The 18,767-nt window shown below is 52.0% G+C and carries 14 protein-coding genes; 6 read left to right on the top strand and 8 right to left on the bottom strand.

Going from position 1 to position 18,767, the window contains the following annotated elements; translation table 11 throughout:
* Nucleotides 1–4 precede the first annotated feature (4 nt).
* Nucleotides 5–2,800, top strand: coding sequence for a hypothetical protein (locus tag K1X45_RS13130; protein ID WP_220159090.1), 2,796 nt, complete (start codon nt 5–7; stop codon nt 2,798–2,800).
* A 45-nt stretch (nt 2,801–2,845) separates the two neighbouring features.
* Here the strand turns inward: K1X45_RS13130 and K1X45_RS13125 are convergent, their stop codons facing one another.
* The 3 genes from K1X45_RS13125 to K1X45_RS13115 form a co-directional block, all read right to left on the bottom strand.
* Nucleotides 2,846–3,778, bottom strand: coding sequence for a glutaminase (locus K1X45_RS13125; RefSeq protein WP_139316318.1), 933 nt, complete (start codon nt 3,776–3,778; stop codon nt 2,846–2,848).
* 147 nt (nt 3,779–3,925) lie between these two features.
* A complete protein-coding gene (locus K1X45_RS13120; protein ID WP_213596606.1) occupies nt 3,926–5,236 on the bottom strand; it encodes an MFS transporter in 1,311 nt (436 codons plus the stop codon).
* Between the two features lie 27 nt (nt 5,237–5,263).
* The gene (locus K1X45_RS13115) at nt 5,264–6,466 is read right to left on the bottom strand and encodes a M20 aminoacylase family protein (protein ID WP_220159089.1); all 1,203 of its coding nucleotides are present in this window, start codon (nt 6,464–6,466) and stop codon (nt 5,264–5,266) included.
* 123 nt (nt 6,467–6,589) lie between these two features.
* On the opposite strand from K1X45_RS13115, the gene K1X45_RS13110 reads away from it, so the two are divergent.
* Both K1X45_RS13110 and K1X45_RS13105 read left to right on the top strand, forming a co-directional pair.
* Nucleotides 6,590–7,498: a LysR family transcriptional regulator gene (locus K1X45_RS13110; RefSeq protein WP_116086726.1), complete on the top strand. Its 909-nt coding sequence runs from the start codon at nt 6,590–6,592 to the stop codon at nt 7,496–7,498.
* A gap of 89 nt (nt 7,499–7,587) precedes the next feature.
* Entirely contained in the window at nt 7,588–8,178 is a 591-nt protein-coding gene (locus K1X45_RS13105) for a 3'-5' exonuclease (protein ID WP_220159088.1), read from the top strand.
* 163 nt (nt 8,179–8,341) lie between these two features.
* Here K1X45_RS13105 and K1X45_RS13100 read toward each other — a convergent pair whose 3' ends face one another.
* The 5 genes from K1X45_RS13100 to K1X45_RS13080 form a co-directional block, all read right to left on the bottom strand.
* On the bottom strand, nt 8,342–9,535 hold the full coding sequence (locus K1X45_RS13100; RefSeq protein WP_028233281.1) for a M20 aminoacylase family protein: 1,194 nt from the start codon (nt 9,533–9,535) through the stop codon (nt 8,342–8,344).
* Nucleotides 9,536–9,669: 134 nt separating this feature from the next.
* Nucleotides 9,670–10,455, bottom strand: coding sequence for an amino acid ABC transporter ATP-binding protein (locus K1X45_RS13095; RefSeq protein ID WP_370627038.1), 786 nt, complete (start codon nt 10,453–10,455; stop codon nt 9,670–9,672).
* Nucleotides 10,452–11,372 (bottom strand): amino acid ABC transporter permease, encoded by a 921-nt coding sequence (locus K1X45_RS13090; protein WP_151158515.1) that lies wholly within the window; start codon nt 11,370–11,372, stop codon nt 10,452–10,454. The genes K1X45_RS13095 and K1X45_RS13090 overlap by 4 nt, the downstream gene beginning before the upstream one ends.
* Entirely contained in the window at nt 11,369–12,253 is an 885-nt protein-coding gene (locus K1X45_RS13085) for an ABC transporter substrate-binding protein (RefSeq protein ID WP_220159087.1), read from the bottom strand. The genes K1X45_RS13090 and K1X45_RS13085 overlap by 4 nt, the downstream gene beginning before the upstream one ends.
* 48 nt (nt 12,254–12,301) lie before the next feature.
* Nucleotides 12,302–13,264, bottom strand: coding sequence for a nitrate ABC transporter substrate-binding protein (locus tag K1X45_RS13080; RefSeq protein ID WP_220159086.1), 963 nt, complete (start codon nt 13,262–13,264; stop codon nt 12,302–12,304).
* A gap of 102 nt (nt 13,265–13,366) precedes the next feature.
* Here K1X45_RS13080 and K1X45_RS13075 point away from each other — a divergent pair, with 102 nt between their 5' ends.
* The 3 genes from K1X45_RS13075 to K1X45_RS13065 all read left to right on the top strand — a co-directional run bounded on the left by K1X45_RS13075 (nt 13,367) and on the right by K1X45_RS13065 (nt 18,473).
* Nucleotides 13,367–14,698 (top strand): PLP-dependent aminotransferase family protein, encoded by a 1,332-nt coding sequence (locus K1X45_RS13075; protein WP_220159085.1) that lies wholly within the window; start codon nt 13,367–13,369, stop codon nt 14,696–14,698.
* Between the two features lie 205 nt (nt 14,699–14,903).
* Nucleotides 14,904–17,198 (top strand): OmpA family protein, encoded by a 2,295-nt coding sequence (locus tag K1X45_RS13070; protein ID WP_220159084.1) that lies wholly within the window; start codon nt 14,904–14,906, stop codon nt 17,196–17,198.
* Between the two features lie 153 nt (nt 17,199–17,351).
* Entirely contained in the window at nt 17,352–18,473 is a 1,122-nt protein-coding gene (locus K1X45_RS13065; protein ID WP_220159083.1) for a porin, read from the top strand.
* Nucleotides 18,474–18,767: the final 294 nt, after the last annotated feature.

Here is an 18,767-nt window from a genome sequence, read left to right as displayed (position 1 = left end):
ATCTATGTTACATGAAGCATGTATTCCGGCATTGTATTGTCGGAATTATTGCGGAGAAAGCATGATGACTTGCAGAGTAATCAGTATAAGCCGGATCAAAAAAGAAGCTGCGCGCTTATCGGTGCTGCTATTGTCGGTTTTCACAGTCACTCATGCTGCTCATTCCAAAAATTTACCTCCCTATCAGGAACTGAGTACCAGACTCATATGTGAAGCCACATCAGTGATGACTGCTCCGGGAAAATCCCCTGCCCGTGTGCTAAAATCAGGCGAAGAGGTTCGGATAAAGGACGTCACCTTCGGGGCAGATAATCTGCCCTATTTTACAGTCGACTATGCAACCGGAACAGGCCTGCAACGTGCGACAGGTTTTGTGTCTGTCGAAAAAATCAGTCATTTTTGCGGTTTCACTAAACGCTCTGACAGCAGCCGCAATTTTCAGGCTCCTCCCAATACCTGCCATCTGATCGCGGTTAAAACAGACACGCTAACAGCTTTAAACAAGCAAGCCGTTGCTCTGAAAGAATATCGACCGTCCATGGCCGCTTACCGATTGGCTGACGGTCAATATGCGCTTTCACTTGGCCTGCTGAATATTCGGGCGAGCGGGAATATTATAGCCCGCGCCAGTAATCTTCCCGAAAACAGCGAATGCTCAACTGGAACCGAATTCATTGAAGCATTAGTGAAAAATGAAAAGGAATTTTCAGAGGGAGAGAATGATCGCTTTGCCTCTGTCTCCGACCGTCTTGCTGCTGCCCGCAACTTGATGGGGCAGACAGGAGATGCAGCTAATCTTAAGAAAGCCTGCGATCTGGGATTGAACGAAGCCTGCAGCAGCTATGCTGAAGCGATCTACAATATAGAAGATCCGGACGGCACTTTACCTGCAAAGGTTACACATTACGCTCTGATGGGCTGTATGGGCGGAGACATTCGCGGCTGTCAGCTGGCGATCAACCGCACAGACAATACCTTGGAGAATGCGCAGTTTCGCGCGGTCGAGGGCGGCACCGGCAATGCTGCAGATCTTGTGCTGCCTGAGCTTGCCAAACCGGGCTGCGACGCACGTCAGGCTGTAAGCTGCATTCTGCTTGCCCGCGGCACCGCAACTTATACAAAGCCTACGCTTGCAGAGGCCGCATCAAACTTTACCGCGAAACTCACAGCATGCAGATCCGGTATTGCATGGGCTTGTGAAGAAGTTCCTGATGCCTTCGGATATGTCGTGCAAGCCCGTGGTGAATATACATCTGCAACAGCCGACGAGAATTATTCACTCGGATCATTGACCGAAGAAATTTGTACGCCCGGCCCGAAACAACCCAATATTGTGCACTGTAAACCCGCTTATTATAAATATCGTGATTTTCTGCAGGCAAACAAAACGCCGCCACTCACGGATACAAGAATTGCAAAAGCAAAAGGTTTGCTTGAACGCGGCTGTATCGCGGGGGATCCGGCAGCCTGTGCAGTACAGACCAAACTAACTGATCACTGGTCTGCTGAAGACCGGAATATGGCAGCTGCCAGAGCCACTAAGTTGTGTGCCGGACAGTCTGACAAGGACAGCATTTGTGACAATCTTGGTGTTGCGCTCGATCCGAATCTCGAAACGGCAAAACCGGCCCAGCGCAAAGTCTACGACACGCTTGTTATGACATGTATGACAGACAAGACGTCCAACGGCCCGCAGGCGTGCAGCTCTGCGGTATCTGCCTATGCTTCTCTGGAAAGCACGGATCAGGTACATAGTATTGAAACGATGCTGGCGAATGCGTGTAATAATGAAAATATCAATGGCTGTCAGACATTAGCATCGCTTATAGCTACAAAAGCGCAAAATAATCCTGAGATAAATCAGTCACCTGAAGAGAACAAAAACGTCACTCTGTTGTCCGTGCTGCGTACCGGTTGTCGCTTTGATGACAACCCTGCCAGTACTTGCCTCTCACTGGCGAATGCTCTGGATTCCGCCGGTGAAGTTAACGCCGCGATGGATGTCTACACCAAAGCGTGCGGATATCAGGTTACTCACGCCAGCGAAAAACTTGCGGATGTGCGTATTTGCTATGATGCGGCCAAATTCGCATTAAGTCAGAAGACCCGCTATGCCGATGCACTGCAATGGTCGGAATTTGCCTGCAATTCTGCAGATTTGGGGCTGTCACCTTATGCATGCAAACTGGCCGGAAATATCTATGCCTCAGGACTTGGTACAGAAGCGGATTTACAAAAAGCCGCGATAGCCTATCGGAACGGATGTTTTCATCCTTACGTGAAGACGACAGATGGCGAGGCCTGCATCAAATACGGAAATATGTTGCTGGAGGCACATGATAACCCTGACAGCGTAAACCCTGTAACACCTGACGATCTGCAAAATTCAGGTGACATGATATCAGAAGCTTCCAGAGCCTATGACATGGGCTGCATGGACAATATTGAGCAAGCTTGTCAGGCGAACCGAAAATTGCTGGCCGACTGGAGCAAGGGACTATATTCCCATAACCGCGTGCAGTGCCGCGTTGAGGATGATCGCGGGTCTGTCTATTCCGACAAGATATGCCGTGAATTTTCATTCTACCAAGCTGCCGGACAACTCAAAGAAGAGCGCCGTCAGATCAGGCTCGAAGTCTATGTATGGCCCGACGGTGACCGCAGCGTCGTCTATCAAAAAGATGGTACGTGGTTACTCAACGAGGTAACAACAGCCGGACTTCGTTATATCGATGCAACAAAATGCTGGCGCAATCCGGTTTCAAAACGAAGCTTCTGTGTAAGCCCCCTTCAGGAGTGAGGTTTTTCGTTTTTGCCCGATGCAAATCTCGCAGAGAGTGTCGCTTCAGCGCCCGAACACCGACCAGCCCATACGGCGGCACAGGATTTCCAAAGCACGTGTGCCAAGCAGCGAGTTGCCGTGCTGGTTCAAGCCCGGCGACCACACAGCAATGGATGAAATACCGGGAACGATAGCGAGAATACCGCCGCCAACACCGCTTTTGGCTGGCACGCCGACACGGAATGCAAAATCGCCTGAACCGTCATAGTGACCACAGGTCATCATCAGCGCATTGATACGCAAGGCGCGTTCAACACTAACAATCCGGTGATTGCTGACAGGATTGCGGCCGGATGCAGAAAGAAACAGCCCTGCCCGCGCCAGTTGCTCACAGGACATCGCCAAAGCACATTGGTGGTGATACACGCCCAGAACATGGGGAGGCAGATTGTCGAGATTTTTATTCGCTTTCAACAAATTGGCCAGCGCCGCATTATTGAAGCCGGTGCGGTCTTCTGCTTTCGCCACCACTTCATCAATATAAATATCGTCATCCTCAGCAATGGACTGCACAAAGCGCACAATCTCGCCGATCGTTTCACGCGGCTGATGCGAGCTCAGCAAAATATCCGAGATAACAATGGCACCGGCATTGATGAACGGGTTGCGCGGCAGTCCTTTTTCCAGCTCAAGCAAGACACTGGAGTTAAAAGGATCGCCCGAAGGCTCACGGCCGACACGCTGCCAAATGCCGTCCCCTCTTTTGCCCAGAGCCAGCGCCAGAGCAAACACTTTGGAAATACTTTGAATAGAGAATTTTTCCTGAGCATCACCGGCAGAAATCAGCGTGCCGTCATGAAGCATAATGGATATGCCGAATTTCGCAGGATCAACCTGTGCAAGAGGCGGAATATAATCCGCGACTTTGCCACGGATACCGGTATCTTTGATTTCAGCCTCGATTTCATCGAGTACGGCGCGCAAACGCTGTTTCAACTATCTTACACCTTTGAGATACCGCTATTGCGTAACCAACAGTCATGAAAGCAGCGGTGACCGGTTTACGCCGCATCACCGCCTGCTTGTGAGCCAGAATGGCTAAACACTGCCAGCCATTCTGTCCATTCTCAAATGCGCGATCTTTTAACGTTTAACGTCAAAATTACGGGTTTCCGGCATCATAAACATTGCCACAAGCGAAATCACACTGGTTGCAACCACATAATAAGCCGGTGCCACAGCACCAAAAATGCCGATCAGCCATGTGATGATAAACTGTGTGGTGCCGCCAAACAATGTCGCACCGATCGCATAGATCAGGGAAACACCGGTGGCACGCAGAGCAATCGGCATCATCTCAGGGATTGCCACAAGACTTGCAGCGCCTGTCATCGAGGTGAGCAGTGTAATCGCAGCGGTAACAATCAGCAGCACAGTCGCATCTTTGGATTCCGACAGCCAGAAGAACAGCGGGATAATAACAATCATCAGCACGATACGCGGCCAGATCATCACGCCTTTGCGACCATATTTATCAGCAAGATAACCGGCAACGAGGGCGAAAATGAAAGTCATCGTACCGCCAAGCACTGTACCGGCCTGCGCGAGAATTGCAGGCAGTTTCAGGGTCTGAATGGCATAGGTGGTCATATAGTTACCTACCTGTGTCGACACAGTGGTGGAGATCATCACCAGAATACCCAGCACCAGAAAACGTGTGTGATCGGAGAATACCGAAGTCACAATCTGCGTACCGGTTTTATCGCTTGGCTTTTCCAGTGTTTCCGGCAATGCGCGGCGGATATAAAGCGCAATCGGAATAAGCGCCAACGAGACGAGGAACGGAATACGCCAGCCCCATGACACCAGATCTTCATGCGGCAGATACCAGGACACCAGCACGCCCATCAGGCCACCGGCAACAACGGCAATACCCTGACTGGCAATCTGCCAGCTGGCATAAAGGCCGCGCTTGTCACGCGGTGCAGCTTCAATCAGCATGGCCGATGCCGGTCCGACTTCACCGCCAAGTGCCAGCCCCTGCAACAGACGGCACAGCAGAACGATGATCGGCGCGGCAATGCCGATGGTTTCATAGCTCGGCGTTGCGGCCAGACCCAATGTACCGACGGTAATCAGCGTCACAGTCAGGATCATTGCAGCGCGACGCCCTGCTTTATCCGCGAAAGCACCAATCAGAACGCCGCCAAGCGGACGGGTGAAAAAGCCCACACCGAAAACTGCAACCGAGGCCAGAAGGCTTGCTGTTTCACTGCCGAGCGGGAAGAATGTCTGCCCGATATAAACCGCGAAAAACGAATAGACGATAAAATCGTAAAATTCGAGAGCGTTACCGGCAACGGCCGCGGCGATTGCCTTGACCGGTGGTTTTTCAGACTGGCCGGACAGATCGTCCGAAGCCGTATGCGGCGCGTGCATAACAGAAGCGCTCATGGTTATCCTCCAACAGATATAATAGTTTTAGTCTTTACGGCCTGTGTTGCCGTTCAGAAATTCCTCCGTCAAGGCCACCCAATAGGCGGCTCCCTCAACGATATTCGCGTCATTAAAATCGAAACCGTCATTATGCAGCGCACGGCTCACAGGGCCCGGCTGATCGCCGTTTCCGAGAAAAATATAAGAACCCGGACGGTTTTCGAGCATGAAGGCAAAATCTTCACTGCCGGTCATCGGGGTGGTCTGCGCAACAAAATTACCTTCAGCGGCAAAGCGCTTGCCGACCTCACGTGCGAACTCAGTTTCTTCAGTGGAATTCTGCAAAGCAGGGTAGCCGCGAACATAATCAATATCAGCTTTGACGCCGAAACTCTGTGCCTGTGTGGCGACCAGATCACGAATACGGTCCTCAAGCAGATCGCGGACTTCCGGCTTGAAACAGCGCACCGTCAGTTCAATCTGTGCAGTCTCAGGGATGACATTATTCGCCATACCTGCCTGCATAACACCGACGGTAACAACAGCAGCATCCAGCGGATTAACATTACGTGCGACAACAGTCTGCAAGGCCACCACGATAGCAGCAGTAGCAACAATCGGATCGGCCGTTGTGTGCGGCTGCGCACCATGACCACCGCGACCGGCGATCTTGATGGAAACACTGTCGGACGATGCCATCATTGCACCATCGTAAAATTGCAACTGTCCTTGCGGGGAACCCGGCATATTGTGGATACCAAAAACGGCATCGCACGGGAATTTTTCAAACAAGCCGTCAGCAACCATACGGGCTGCACCGCTATCAGGGCGGCCATATTCTTCAGCAGGCTGGAAGATCAGATTAACAGTGCCGTTGAAATTGCGGCGCTCGGCCAGCGCTTTTGCAGCGGCGAGCAGCATTGTTGTGTGTCCGTCATGCCCGCAGGCATGCATCACACCACTATTGACGCTGGCATAAGGCAGACCGGTTGCTTCCAAAATCGGCAGCGCATCCATATCCGCACGCAGACCAATGGCCGCTGATCCATCACCGTTGCGCAACTGGCCGACAATACCGGTTGTGCCGATATTGCGCTCAACCTTGTAACCCCATTTTTCCAGCAGATCAGCGACAATGCCACCGGTTCTGATTTCGTTAAATGCCAGTTCAGGGTGCTGGTGCAGATCACGCCTCAGCGCAACAAACTCCTCAACATCGCGCTCAATCAGCGTTCTGATGTTTTTCATGACTCCACCCTCCTAGACTTAAAAACCATTACCGATGTTAGCTACGAGGTGCATTTTCATTTGTCCAATGCATAGTAAATTTGATAATCATGCATAATAGGCATGCCAGTTTAGGAAAGTTTCATGAACATTCAGCAATTACGACATTTTATTGCGCTTGCTGAGAAAGGCTCTTTCACACGGGCGGCGGAACATGCGCATCTCACCCAACCGGCACTGTCGCGCAGCATTGCGCAACTGGAAGCCGAGCTGGGGATGAAGCTGGTTGATCGCATCGGCAAGCGCTGTGAAGTCACGGCTTTTGGCAATGTGGTGCTCGACCATGCACGCCGCGTATTGTTCGAGACAGAAGAGCTTTATCGTGTGGTCAAACAACAGCATGAAGGCAGTGCGGGAAGGATCAGGATCGGGCTTGGATCAACACCAAGCGCCCTGCTCACAGCGCCGCTTCTGAGCCGGTTTTCAACCACCAATCCGTCTTTACATATTCTGCTGATGCGCGGTTCCATTCCGCTGCAGGTGCAGGCGTTGCGGGAGAGAACGCTGGACATGCTGGTTGTCGAAATCAGAGGTGTGACGATAACCGCAGATCTGCATATTGAAATGCTGCCCGCATTGCGCACAGGTTTTCTGGTCAGTCAGGGGCATCCCTTGCTGCAAAATCAACAGGTCAAATTTTCTGATCTGCGGCCATGGCCATTGGCAACCACAATCCTCGCGCCGGAGCAGATACGCAATATGGTTGCGATCTACGGACCGGAAGCCCATCCGGATGAGAGCGTAACTTTCCACTCCGACGCGATTGACGGGTTGCTTCAGACTACATTGAGCAGTCAAACCATTTATTACGGCGTTATCGCACCGGCACATGAGCTGATAACATCAGGACAACTGGTGGAAGTTCCTGTGCGTCCGGTTTCAGACACGTCGCAATTCGCCATCATCCGCCTGTCCGGCCGTTCCCAGCCGCCAATGTTCCCCATTCTGCGCAATCTCATTCGCGAGAGAATGGAGGAATGGAGCGCGATCTGACGGCTTTACCGCCATCAGCAGCTCCGGTTCTTGACCATGCGCTTATTATTCTCCAGTAACAACACATACAGACAGTGCCGAAGCATCCCTTGAAAACCATTGCAATTGATTTTGAAACTGCCAATGAACAACGCGGCAGCGCCTGTTCTGTCGGTCTGGCATGGATTGAAGATGGTCAGGTCGTGCGTGTTGAAGAGCGCTTTATCCGGCCGAAAACTATGCGCTTTTCCTCTTTCAACATTGCCATCCACGGCATTCGTCCGGAGCATGTGGAAGATGCCGGAGAATTTCCGGAAGTGATGGATGAATTCGCTGATGACTTTATGGGAGCCACAATGATTGCCCATAATGCAGCTTTTGATTTCAGTGTCTGGCGCGCTTCGCTGGATCAATATCAGCAGAGCTATCCTGAACTGCATTATCTGTGTTCCGTCAAAATGGCACAAAAAGTCTGGCCGCAATTGCCGTCACACAAGCTGAATATTCTGGCTGATTATCTTGGCCTGAGCTTTCATCATCATAATGCCGCGGAAGATGCTGCGATCTGTGCTCAGGCAACAATCGCTATGGCACATTCTATAGGTGCCGCCACATTGGCGGATATGCCACGCATGATCGGTATGCGTGCCGGACGTCTCTTTGCCAACGGATATGAGGCCTGCACCAGCCGCAGAAAATAATGATAGGAGTGCATATAAAAAGGTGGCGAACCACCTTTTTATCTCTCAGATACGTTTCACAAGAGCGTGCTGCATGTAATCGGATCCGCTGCACCCGCTCTATTTCTTTGTTTTAACGCATGTCTTTATCCCAAAACCGGCGCCCACTTTTGGGAGACATGCTTTAGCTATTACCACCGGCAGCCAGATAACGTTCAGCCAGTCGTGCCCAGAGGGCAGAACCAACCGGCAGATTTGCATCATTGAAGTTATATTTCGGATTATGCAGCACGGCTGAATCCACACCATTACCAAGACGCAGGAAACTGCCCGGCTTGTGCTGGAGGAAATAAGAGAAATCCTCGCTGCCCGGGATTAGCGGACAGGTTGAAACCTTGGCATCGCCGATCAGCTCACGCGCGACTTCCGTCGCAAAAGCGGTTTCCGCATCGGAATTGACCACCACCGGATAACCCAACTCATATTTGATCTCAGCTGTTGCGCCATAGGCTGCCACATGCTGCTCAGTCAGTTCACAAACGCGCTTTTGCAGCAGTTCACGCACGACCGGTGAGAAAGAGCGGATGCTCACAGCCAGATCAACATCATCAGGAATAACATTGGATGCTTCGCCGCCGTGAATTGTGCCGACAGTGATCACTGCTGTTTCAGTCGGATCGACATTGCGGGCAACCACAGTTTGCAAAGCCATCACCAGACTGCAGGCGACCATCACCGGATCAACGGTCAGATGCGGGCGGGAGGCGTGGCCGCCTTTGCCGATGACTTTGATATAGGCCGTATCAGCCGCAGCCATCATCGGGCCGGAACGGGTGAGAATAGTGCCTTCCGGCGCACCCGGATGATTGTGCAGGCCGAAAATCGCATCGCACGGAAAGCGCTCAAACAGACCGTCCGCGATCATTGCCTGCGCACCGCTGATTTCACCGGCTTCTTCTGCCGGCTGGAATACCAGTGTGACAGTGCCGTTGAAATTCTTTGTCCGTGCCAGATGTTCAGCCGCACCAAGCAGCATGGTTGTATGGCCGTCATGACCGCAGGCATGCATTTTACCGGCCACTGTACTTGCATAAGGCAGGCCGGTTTTCTCCAGAATTGGCAGCGCATCCATATCGGCACGGATCGCAACGCTGCGACCTCCGGTACCGACAGTCAGCCGGCCGACAACACCGTGACCGCCGACATTGCGGGTAACGTCATAGCCCCAGCCTTCCAGCTTTTCCGCGACATAGGCTGCGGTCTTTTCTTCTTCGAAAGACAATTCAGGATTGGCATGGAGATGATGGCGGATTTCTTCCAATGCGCTGCGGCGTGGTTCAAGATCGGCGATACGGGCGAAATTATCGGACTGTGTCATGGTCTGCTCCCGTCCTCATAACGGGATCTCCTGTAATATTTATCGGCAGGCATGCTGCATTGCGGTCAGAGACTCAAACTACTGTATCATATATACAAAACACGCCGGTTTTGTCTCCGGCGTGTTGTTTTTTATCAGATAAAACGGCTGAGGAAGCTGCGGGTACGCGGATGCTGAGGATTTTCGATCACCTCTTCCGGTGTGCCCTCTTCAACCACCTTGCCGCCATCCATGAAGATCACACGGTCTGCGGCTTCACGGGCAAAGCCGATTTCGTGGGTGACCACGATCATCGTCTGCCCCTGATCGGCGAGACTGCGCATGGTTGTCAGCACCTCACCCACCAGCTCCGGATCAAGCGCGGAAGTCGGCTCATCAAACAGGATGAGTTTCGGCTTCACGGCCAGTGCACGGGCAATCGCTACACGCTGTTGCTGCCCACCGGAAAGCTGGCGCGGATAGGCATTGAGCTTGTGGGACATACCGACTTTCGCCAGCAATTCCTTGGCCGTTTCAATAGCCTCGCTTTTGCTGCGGCCATGAACACCGACAGGAGCCTCAATCACATTCTGCAAAACAGTCATATGCGGATAGAGATTGAACTGCTGGAACACCATACCGATCTGGCTGCGCTGTTTGGCGATAGCACGGTCTGACAATGGCAGCAGGCGGTCGTTTTTATATTTATAACCGATCTGCTGCTCATCGACAAAAATCGAACCTTTGTCGATGGTTTCAAGCCGGTTGATGCAACGCAGGAAGGTGGATTTGCCCGAACCGGAAGGCCCGAGAATGACCACAACCTCGCCCGAGCGCACTTCCAGATCAATGCCGCGCAGCACTTCAATACCGTGAAAGGCTTTGTGCACATTATGGGCATGAACAAGAGGCTTTTGCATATTGGTGCTCTTATCCATCATGCATTCTCCTGTATCTGAACCGGTGCTTCGTCTTTGACCGCATCGCCGCGTTCACCACGGTTATAATGACGTTCAATTGCACTCTGTCCGACATTCAGCACGGATGTAATCAGCAGATACCACACAACCGCCACCAGCAGCATCGGGATAACCTCGAATGTGCGGTTATAGATCGACTGAACAGAATAAAGCAGATCGGCCATGGCGATAACACTGACGAGTGATGTCGCTTTAATCATGCTGATCAGCTGGTTCCCTGTCGGCGGCACGATAGAACGCATGGCCTGCGGGATGATGATACGACGCAATGCGCGTGCCCGTGTCATACCAAAAGCGGCTGCGGTTTCGCCCTGTCCTTTATCAACAGACAACAGGCCGCCACGGATAATCTCCGCCATATAGGCTGCTTCATTCAGCGCCAGACCAACAATCGCAGCGGTCAGCGGTGTGATAAGGTCGTTGGTATTCCAGCTGACAAGTGTCGGGCCAAACGGGATAGCCAGCGAGATTTTCGGAAACAAGGTTGAAAGATTGTACCAAAAGATCAACTGCACCAGTAGCGGCGTACCGCGGAAAAACCAGATGAACAGATTGGACAGCGAACTTGCCAGCCTGTCCTGCGACATGCGGGCAATTGCCAGAATAAGGCCAAGCGCAACACCGATAATCATCGCCACAACGGTCAGGCTGAGGGTGATATACAGCCCTTCCATCACTGTTGAATCAAAGAAATAAGCGGCGACGACCGGCCAGCCGAAATTCGGATTATTGGCAACAATAATACCGAAATCCAATGCCACCCCCAGAACAACAGCCCACAGGATCACACGTTTCAGCGGAAAGGGTGCGCGCGCACGGGCGACGTCGAAACGTTCGACATCACCCACGGCTGCGCCTGAACCACGCAACTCACTCATTGCGCGGTCTTTCCGGCGAGATTGATACCGGCTTTATCAATCATGTTCTTTTCCAGACCCCATTTTTTCATGATCGTGGCATAGGTGCCGTTGTCGATCAGCATCTGGATACCGTCGCGGAACACTTCGCTCAGCGGGGAGTCTTTCGGCAGAACTGCGCCCTGATACAGGTCGTCAAAACCGTTTTTCTGGCCGGTTGCAGCCAGTTCAAGCTGACCATTGGACTGCTGAACAAAATAGGTCAGAGGTGCCTGTGATGAGAAGAACGCATCGGCGCGGTTTGAGCGCACAGCCAGAATGGAGCTTGGCTGGTCATTATAAGACTGCACTTCAATCGGCTTGCCGTCTGCGGTGCATTTCTCATTCTGCTCCTTGATCACTTTTTCAGCCGAACCGCCAGCCATTACAGCGATACGCTTGCCGCAGGCTGTATCCAGCGATGTGATACCTTCCGGATTGCCATGCTTCACCGCGAAAACCACATATTCACGCACCCAGTCGACAAAATCATTGGCGCCCTGACGGGACGGAAAATCACCGTTCGGCCCAAAGCCAAGCTGGTAACGTCCGGCAGAAATACCGCTCAGAACCGATGGCAGGCCGCTGACTGTCGAATGGGTGATTTTGATACCGAGCAGCTGACCGAGTGCATCGGTCATGTCAGTCGCAGCGCCGTTCACGTCCTTACCATTGATGATCTGGTAAGGAGGGAAGGAACCGGAATTCACATCATTAATAACACCGGCCTTGATGATTTCTTCCGGCAGACGGGCGCGCAGCGCCTCATTCAATGCCTGTTCCGGAATTTTCACATCCTCAGCCAAAGCCTGTTGTGCAAAAACACTGCCAAATACAGCAGCTGCCAGTATAGTTTTTTTCATCTCACTCTCCCAATAGTTCAGTTGGCGCAATGTACACAGTTAACGCCGTCACGCCTTGTTCGCATAAAACGGAAACAGTTCTTCAACGCTCAGTTTGCGCTGCAAAATACCCTGCAAATGCAATTCCTCAGCGAAATCATTGATCATCGCTTCATTGGCAGCGATACCGCTGACATTCCAGTTTTCCGGCAGATCCTGCGCGCATTTCAGCAATTCATCGAGCATCCAAGGCGTGGTTTCCGCATATTTGCGGCGCTTTGCCGTCCACACGCGCTGGCTTTCATCCAAGAGATCGCTCAGTTCCTGCGCCACCCACGGATGTTCTGCCAGAATTTCCGGCTTGATACCCATCAGATGCATGCCCGGCACGTAACCGACATCATTATAATAGGCCAGCTCCGCACTGCGGAAATCGGTCAGCACCTGACGGAAACCGGAATTTTTGCCAAAATAACCATCCGGCATAAAGGGTGTGAATACCGCATCCAGCACACCCTCGCGCAGGGCATCCATCATCGGTTGCTCACCCGGCATAGCTTCAATCCGGCCTGCACGGCCAAAACCGTCCAGACGATCTGTAACCGGATGCGCTTCTGTCAAACGGCCTGCATACCAATAAGCATCCTCAACCCCGATACCATGACGGCGCAGTGCCGCACGTGTCCATGTATTGCCGGAATCGCGCCAGCCGGTGACGCCGATCTTCTTGTCTTTCAGCTGTTCAAAACGGGTAATACCGCTGTCTGTACTGGTGATGATGCAACGATGACGGAAACCGCGCATGATGAAATTCGGAATGCCGGCAATGCTGGTATCACCCTCATCACGCAAAGAAACGTAACGGCTGAATGACATTTCGGACGCTTCATGAGCCTCATCTTCTCCCGGATGCGAAACCAGCGTGCCCACACGATCAACAATCACATCAAGTTTGTCAGAACGCACATCACCCAAAGCCAGCGGTGTCAGATAATCCCAGTCACGCACAGCGATACGCAATTTAACCGGCATAAATATTCCCTCAAAATTTCCTCTGTACAAATGAAGTTAAATGTTCAAATTGAACCGATCAAACGTTATTATGTTACTGAACATTAAATCGGATAAATAGTTATGGTGCCTGATTTCTCCAGCGAGTGGTTTGCCCGCCACCTTGAAGACCGCACGATGCGCGGCATTGCCCGCGACATGGCAGGATTAATCAGACGCGGTGCCTTGCCGGTCGGCACCAAATTACCGCCGATCCGCGATCTGGCTTATGTTCTGGGGATCAGCCCCGCTACCATCTCCGAGGCCTTGAGCGAATTGCGTAAGCTCAAAATTATCAATGGCAAAGGCCGCAACGGCACATGGGTCAGCGGTGATCATTTTGCAGCAAAACCAGCACGATTGATGAGCTTCGGCAATTACGGTGATGATGTGCTGGATCTTTCAATGGCCATACCGGACACAGCTTTATTGCCATCACTGGAACAGGCTTTGCGCCACGGTGCGCAGGCGGATGGTCTCAACAGCTATCAGCGTGTTCGCATATTACCTGAGCTTGAAGAGGCCGTGCGCCGCGACTGGCCTTATGAGCCGGAAGCCTTTCTGGCCACCAATGGCGGCTATAATGCCACTTATACGCTTATTCATGCCCTTGTAACGCCCGGATCATCTATCGCCATTGAAGATCCGACTGCGATGCGCCTTCTTGATATTCTTGAAGATTTCGGCGCTAAAATCATTCCCGTCACCTGTGATGATCAGGGCCCGCTGCCCTCTTCTCTCGCATCTGCTCTGGAGCAGAAACCTGCCGCGTTTCTGTTTCAGCCACGGGTTCATTCCGTGACCAGCCATTGCATGAGCAAAGAACGGTTGATGGCATTGGGTGATGTTCTGGAAGGGCATGATACACTTATCATTGAAGATGACGGTGTTGCCGATATTGCTATGGCACCGCGTCAGACGCTCGGCGCACGTTTTCCTGATCGGGTGGTCCATATTCTGTCTTATTCCAAGACGTTAGGCCCCGATTTGCGTCTGGCAGTGCTCTCTGGCTCCGCCAGTCTTGTAGAGCAAATCCAGTCTTATCGTAGCTTCAGCTCCGGCTGGACAAGCCGTATTTTGCAATCCGCCGTTGCATGGCTGCTCAAGGATGAGGCAACGCAACATAGTCTGGAGCAGGCAAAGCAGATTTACCGGCAGCGTGCCAGCCGTTTTCAGCAGGCATTGGCCGCTCACGGCAAAAACATTCCGGACAATCATGGTCTGTGCTGTCTGATGCCGGTAGAATCCGAACAATTTGCACTGATTACGCTGGCCGCCCGTAATATTGCCGTGGCACCGGGTTCCAAATTCTCCGTCCGCCCACTGGCCGCCGTGCGTATTGCAACCAGCACATTACAGGATCATCAGGTAGAGGATGTCGCGCGTGCTGCATTTCTCGCCAGCAAACCAGCTTAGAAGCAGCCGGATTTTACTATACTCATAAGACCTCTGCTCTCTGACATTCAGCAAAGGTTCATAAAACGTGAACTAACCATTTCCTCATATCGCCGAAATTTGCCATAAATCAGCAAATAATAAGCACCGGCAATTAAGTGTTATTTCGATCGGGAATTGACGAAATGCAACCTATGCAATTTCTGCCTTCCTAAGGAGAGGGATTATGAGTTTTCGTTCTAAACTGCTCGCAACAGTTGTTTTTCCGGCTTTCTCGGCTTCCATCATGATGCAGCCTGTTCAGGCCGGCACATCAGAAGCCCCGATCATCCTCGCACAGGAAAACAGCGAACAGCCGGCTGACGACCAGATGCTGCGTCAGCAACAGGCTGAGGAACAACAACGCGCAGCCGAAGAGGAAGCGCGACGGGCAGCTGAAGAGCAGCAAAGAGCTGCTCAGGAAGAAGCTGAGAGACAGGCCGCAGAACAGCAACGTGCCGCCGAGCAACAGCGTGCCGCCGAAGAAGAGGCAAAACGCGCAGCTGAAGAGCAGCAAAAAGCCGCTCAGGAAGAAGCTGAACGACAGGCTGCAGAACAGCAACGTGCCGCCGAGCAACAGCGCGCCGCTGAAGAAGAGGCAAAACGCGTAGCTGAAGAGCAGCAAAAAGCCGCTCAGGAAGAAGCTGAACGACAGGCTGCAGAACAGCAACGTGCCGCCGAGCAACAGCGTGCTGCCGAAGAAGAGGCAAAACGTGTAGCTGAAGAGCAGCAAAAAGCAGCGCAGGACGAGGCTGCCCGACAGGCAGAAGAACAAAAACAGGCTGCAGAACGGGCACAGCAAGACGCTGCGGAACAGCAGAAAAATGCTGACCAGCAAAAAGCTATAGACGAAGAAGCAGAAAAGCAGGCCAAAGAAGCAGCAGAGCAATCCAAACCTAAGGAAAGCCAGGAGCCGAAGCCAGCGCCAGAACCAAAGCCTGACCTTAAACCGGAGCCTGCACCTCAGCCTGCTCCATCCGAAGAAACACCTCCTGCACCAACCGAACAGGAGCCTGTAAAACAACCGGAAGAACAGCCTGTCCCTCAGACAACACCTGAGCAACCTGCCCCTCAGCCGCCTGTGACGGATGAAAAGCCTCAGGAACAAGAGGCTGAACCGGCCAAACAGCCGGATCAGCAGGTGCCGCAGTCACAGCCTGAGCAGGAAGTTCAGCAGCCTGAAAACACACAGCCTGCCGAACCTAAAGCTGAAATTATTGACGAGCGTACACCTGAGCAAAAACAGGAGATTGCCAAAGATCCTGCCAGCACAGATGAAACCATTGTGCTGCCCGTTGAAAACGGAGCCGCCATTCTTGACAGTGATAAGGATGCGGATAATTTCGGCGGCAACCAATCCAGAGAAGAGCGCCGTAAACAGCGAGAGCAACAGCGTGCAGCCGAAGAGCAGAATACGCCTCCGCCTGTGAATGATGCCGCTGCTCAGGTTGAAATTCCGGCCACGATCTCTGAAAATCTGCCGCAGCAGATTGAAGCCAATCTCAAAGAAGAAGGCACGCGCATCAAAGATGCACCAGCCTTTGTGGTTCCGGACACTACAAATATCATCAATAATACGGTTGTGAATAATACCGTTATTAACAACACGACAATCAACAATATCACCAATGTGAAGGTTGTTGAGGAAATCGATAACCGTATCATTCTGGAAACAGGCGACCGCATCTTCGTCCGTGGCGATGATCGTCCCCGCCTGCGTCGTGATGCCGAGCGTTCCTATTATGATGAATTGCCGCGCGGTCGCCTGCGTGAAACCATTGTGCGTCCCGGCGGCTACGAGATCGTAACCATCTATGACCGTTACGGTGATATTCTGCAGCGCTCACGTATCGACCGTGACGGCAATGAATATCTGATGATCTATGCACCTGAATATGATGACACTCCGCGTGCGGCGATCTTCGATGTCGGATATGATCTGCCGCCGATGCGGCTGACCATTCCTGTCAGTGACTATATTATTGATGTCGCTGCAGATCCGGAACGTGACTTCTATGACTTCCTTGCTCAGCCGCCTGTAGAGCGGATTGAACGTGTCTACACGATTGATGAAGTCCGTCACTCCGCACGTCTGCGTGACAAGGTGCGCCGTATCGATCTGGATACAATTCACTTTGCCACCGGCAGTGCCGAGGTTTCACTGTCGCAGGCCAAAACCCTGCGCAAAGTTGCAAGCGCAATGCAAAAAGTGCTCGCCAAAGACCCTGGTGAAACCTTCTTCATTGAAGGGCACACAGACGCTATCGGCTCTGACCGCTCAAATCTCGTGCTGTCCGACCAGCGCGCGGAATCTGTGGCAAGCCTGCTGACAGAAGTCTATGACATTCCGGCAGAAAACCTTGTAACGCAGGGATATGGCGAGCGCTTCCTGAAAATCCGCACGCAAGCTGCCGAGCAGGAAAACCGCCGCGTCACCATCAGACGCGTGACACCATTGGTCCGCCCCGTTGCACGCAAATAAAATGCAAAAACAAGCCGGTCGGGCGTCAGTGCCCGACCGGCTTTCTGAAATTTACACCGCATCCTGCAAGATTCTACAGTAGTAAGAGCGACCACAACCCGTAAACTTTAGCCAGTAGATTTCACACTGACAAAGCTAAGTGGGATAAACGCCATGACTATTAAGAGTCTTCTTCTTGGCTCTGCTGCTGCATTTATTGCGGCAACCGGAGCGCAGGCCGCCGACGCTGTTATTGCGCCGGAACCGGAAGCCGTGGAATATGTGCGCGTTTGCGATGCTTACGGCGCGGGCTATTTTTACATTCCCGGCACAGAAACCTGCTTACGCATCGGCGGATATGTTCGTTACGATGCATCTTTTGGCGATGATCCCTACACCGGCAGCAAGCTCGGTTATGTTGATGCGAATGGCGACCATCAAGACACTTGGGATAAACTCGCACGCTTCACTCTGCGCACCTATACCACTTCGGAAACCGAACTGGGCACGCTCAAAACTTTTACTGAAAACCGCTTCAACTTCTCAAATGGTTCACAGGGCGCCCATACGCTGAATTATGCTTATATACAGCTTGGCGGCCTGCGGATGGGGCTGGATGAATCCGCATTTCATACTTTCACCGGATATCTCGGCGACATCATCAATGATGACGTGGTTGCAGCGGGTTATTACCGCACCAATCTGATCAGCTATACTTTTGCTGGTGGCAATGGTTTCTCAGCTATCATATCGCTCGAACAAGGCGGCGATAAAGGGCAAAATAATTATTATGATGATGCCTCCGGCGTTTGGCTGCAGCGCGACTTCAATAACCGTATCGACAGCTATATGCCGCATGTTGTTGGCGGCCTGAAGTTTGAACAGGGTTGGGGCGCGATTGCAGGTACTGTCGCCTATGATGCCAATCTTGAAGAATGGGCCGGTAAAGTTCGCTTTGATGTGAATGTAACAGACACACTCTCCCTGTGGGTGCAGGGCGGTTACGCTTCTTATGAAGAGAATACCGGCATGTATGGAAACTGGGGTGGGGACTGGGCTGTCTGGGGTGGTGCGCAGTACAAAGCAACCGACAATGCGACTTTCAACATTCAGGCTGCTTATGAAGATTGGGGCAAAACTGCTTTTGCTGCGAATGTCGCCTATCAACTGGTTCCGGGTTTCACCATCACTCCGGAATTCAACTACACCACATGGAAAAAAGACCATCCTGTTCGTATTCTCAGTGGTGAAAAAGATGCTGTCGGTGGCGTGGTTCGCTTCCAGCGCTCTTTCTGATGAACAGTATTAAGGAGATTTTTCAACGACAAGTCTCCTTAACAGACGTGGATATTTAATAGTTGTTCTGACCTCCAGTCTTTGAAAAACTAATAATGAAAGCCACGTTGGGAAGACACGGTGAAAAGGAGACTTTTCACCGTGTTTTTTGTATCTGCCCCCTGCCGATCATTTATCTCCGGCGAGGCATTTATTAGCCGGATACAAATACATAGATTAACTTGATTGTTTAAGTCATATTTACTACACAGCATAAAATTTCTGACAGAATCCTTTATGCGCCAGCGGTAGTTT

Origin of the sequence: Pseudochrobactrum sp. Wa41.01b-1, assembly GCF_019464455.1 — a bacterium.
Lineage (GTDB): Bacteria > Pseudomonadota > Alphaproteobacteria > Rhizobiales > Rhizobiaceae > Pseudochrobactrum > Pseudochrobactrum saccharolyticum.
The sequence above is the reverse complement of the archived record's forward strand: the minus strand, read 5'-3'. Positions and strand labels throughout refer to the sequence as shown.

What these genes read in the sequence shown, in the direction of transcription:
- K1X45_RS13120 (WP_213596606.1), bottom strand. Translation starts at nt 5,236, where the DNA reads ATGAGCGCTTCTGTTATGCACGCGCCGCATACGGCTTCGGACGATCTG.
- K1X45_RS13100 (WP_028233281.1), bottom strand. Translation starts at nt 9,535, where the DNA reads ATGACACAGTCCGATAATTTCGCCCGTATCGCCGATCTTGAACCACGC.
- K1X45_RS13065 (WP_220159083.1), top strand. Translation starts at nt 17,352, where the DNA reads ATGACTATTAAGAGTCTTCTTCTTGGCTCTGCTGCTGCATTTATTGCG.
- K1X45_RS13130 (WP_220159090.1), top strand. Translation starts at nt 5, where the DNA reads ATGTTACATGAAGCATGTATTCCGGCATTGTATTGTCGGAATTATTGC.
- K1X45_RS13115 (WP_220159089.1), bottom strand. Translation starts at nt 6,466, where the DNA reads ATGAAAAACATCAGAACGCTGATTGAGCGCGATGTTGAGGAGTTTGTT.
- K1X45_RS13095 (WP_370627038.1), bottom strand. Translation starts at nt 10,455, where the DNA reads ATGATGGATAAGAGCACCAATATGCAAAAGCCTCTTGTTCATGCCCAT.
- K1X45_RS13110 (WP_116086726.1), top strand. Translation starts at nt 6,590, where the DNA reads ATGAACATTCAGCAATTACGACATTTTATTGCGCTTGCTGAGAAAGGC.
- K1X45_RS13070 (WP_220159084.1), top strand. Translation starts at nt 14,904, where the DNA reads ATGAGTTTTCGTTCTAAACTGCTCGCAACAGTTGTTTTTCCGGCTTTC.
- K1X45_RS13085 (WP_220159087.1), bottom strand. Translation starts at nt 12,253, where the DNA reads ATGAAAAAAACTATACTGGCAGCTGCTGTATTTGGCAGTGTTTTTGCA.
- K1X45_RS13075 (WP_220159085.1), top strand. Translation starts at nt 13,367, where the DNA reads ATGGTGCCTGATTTCTCCAGCGAGTGGTTTGCCCGCCACCTTGAAGAC.
- K1X45_RS13080 (WP_220159086.1), bottom strand. Translation starts at nt 13,264, where the DNA reads ATGCCGGTTAAATTGCGTATCGCTGTGCGTGACTGGGATTATCTGACA.
- K1X45_RS13090 (WP_151158515.1), bottom strand. Translation starts at nt 11,372, where the DNA reads ATGAGTGAGTTGCGTGGTTCAGGCGCAGCCGTGGGTGATGTCGAACGT.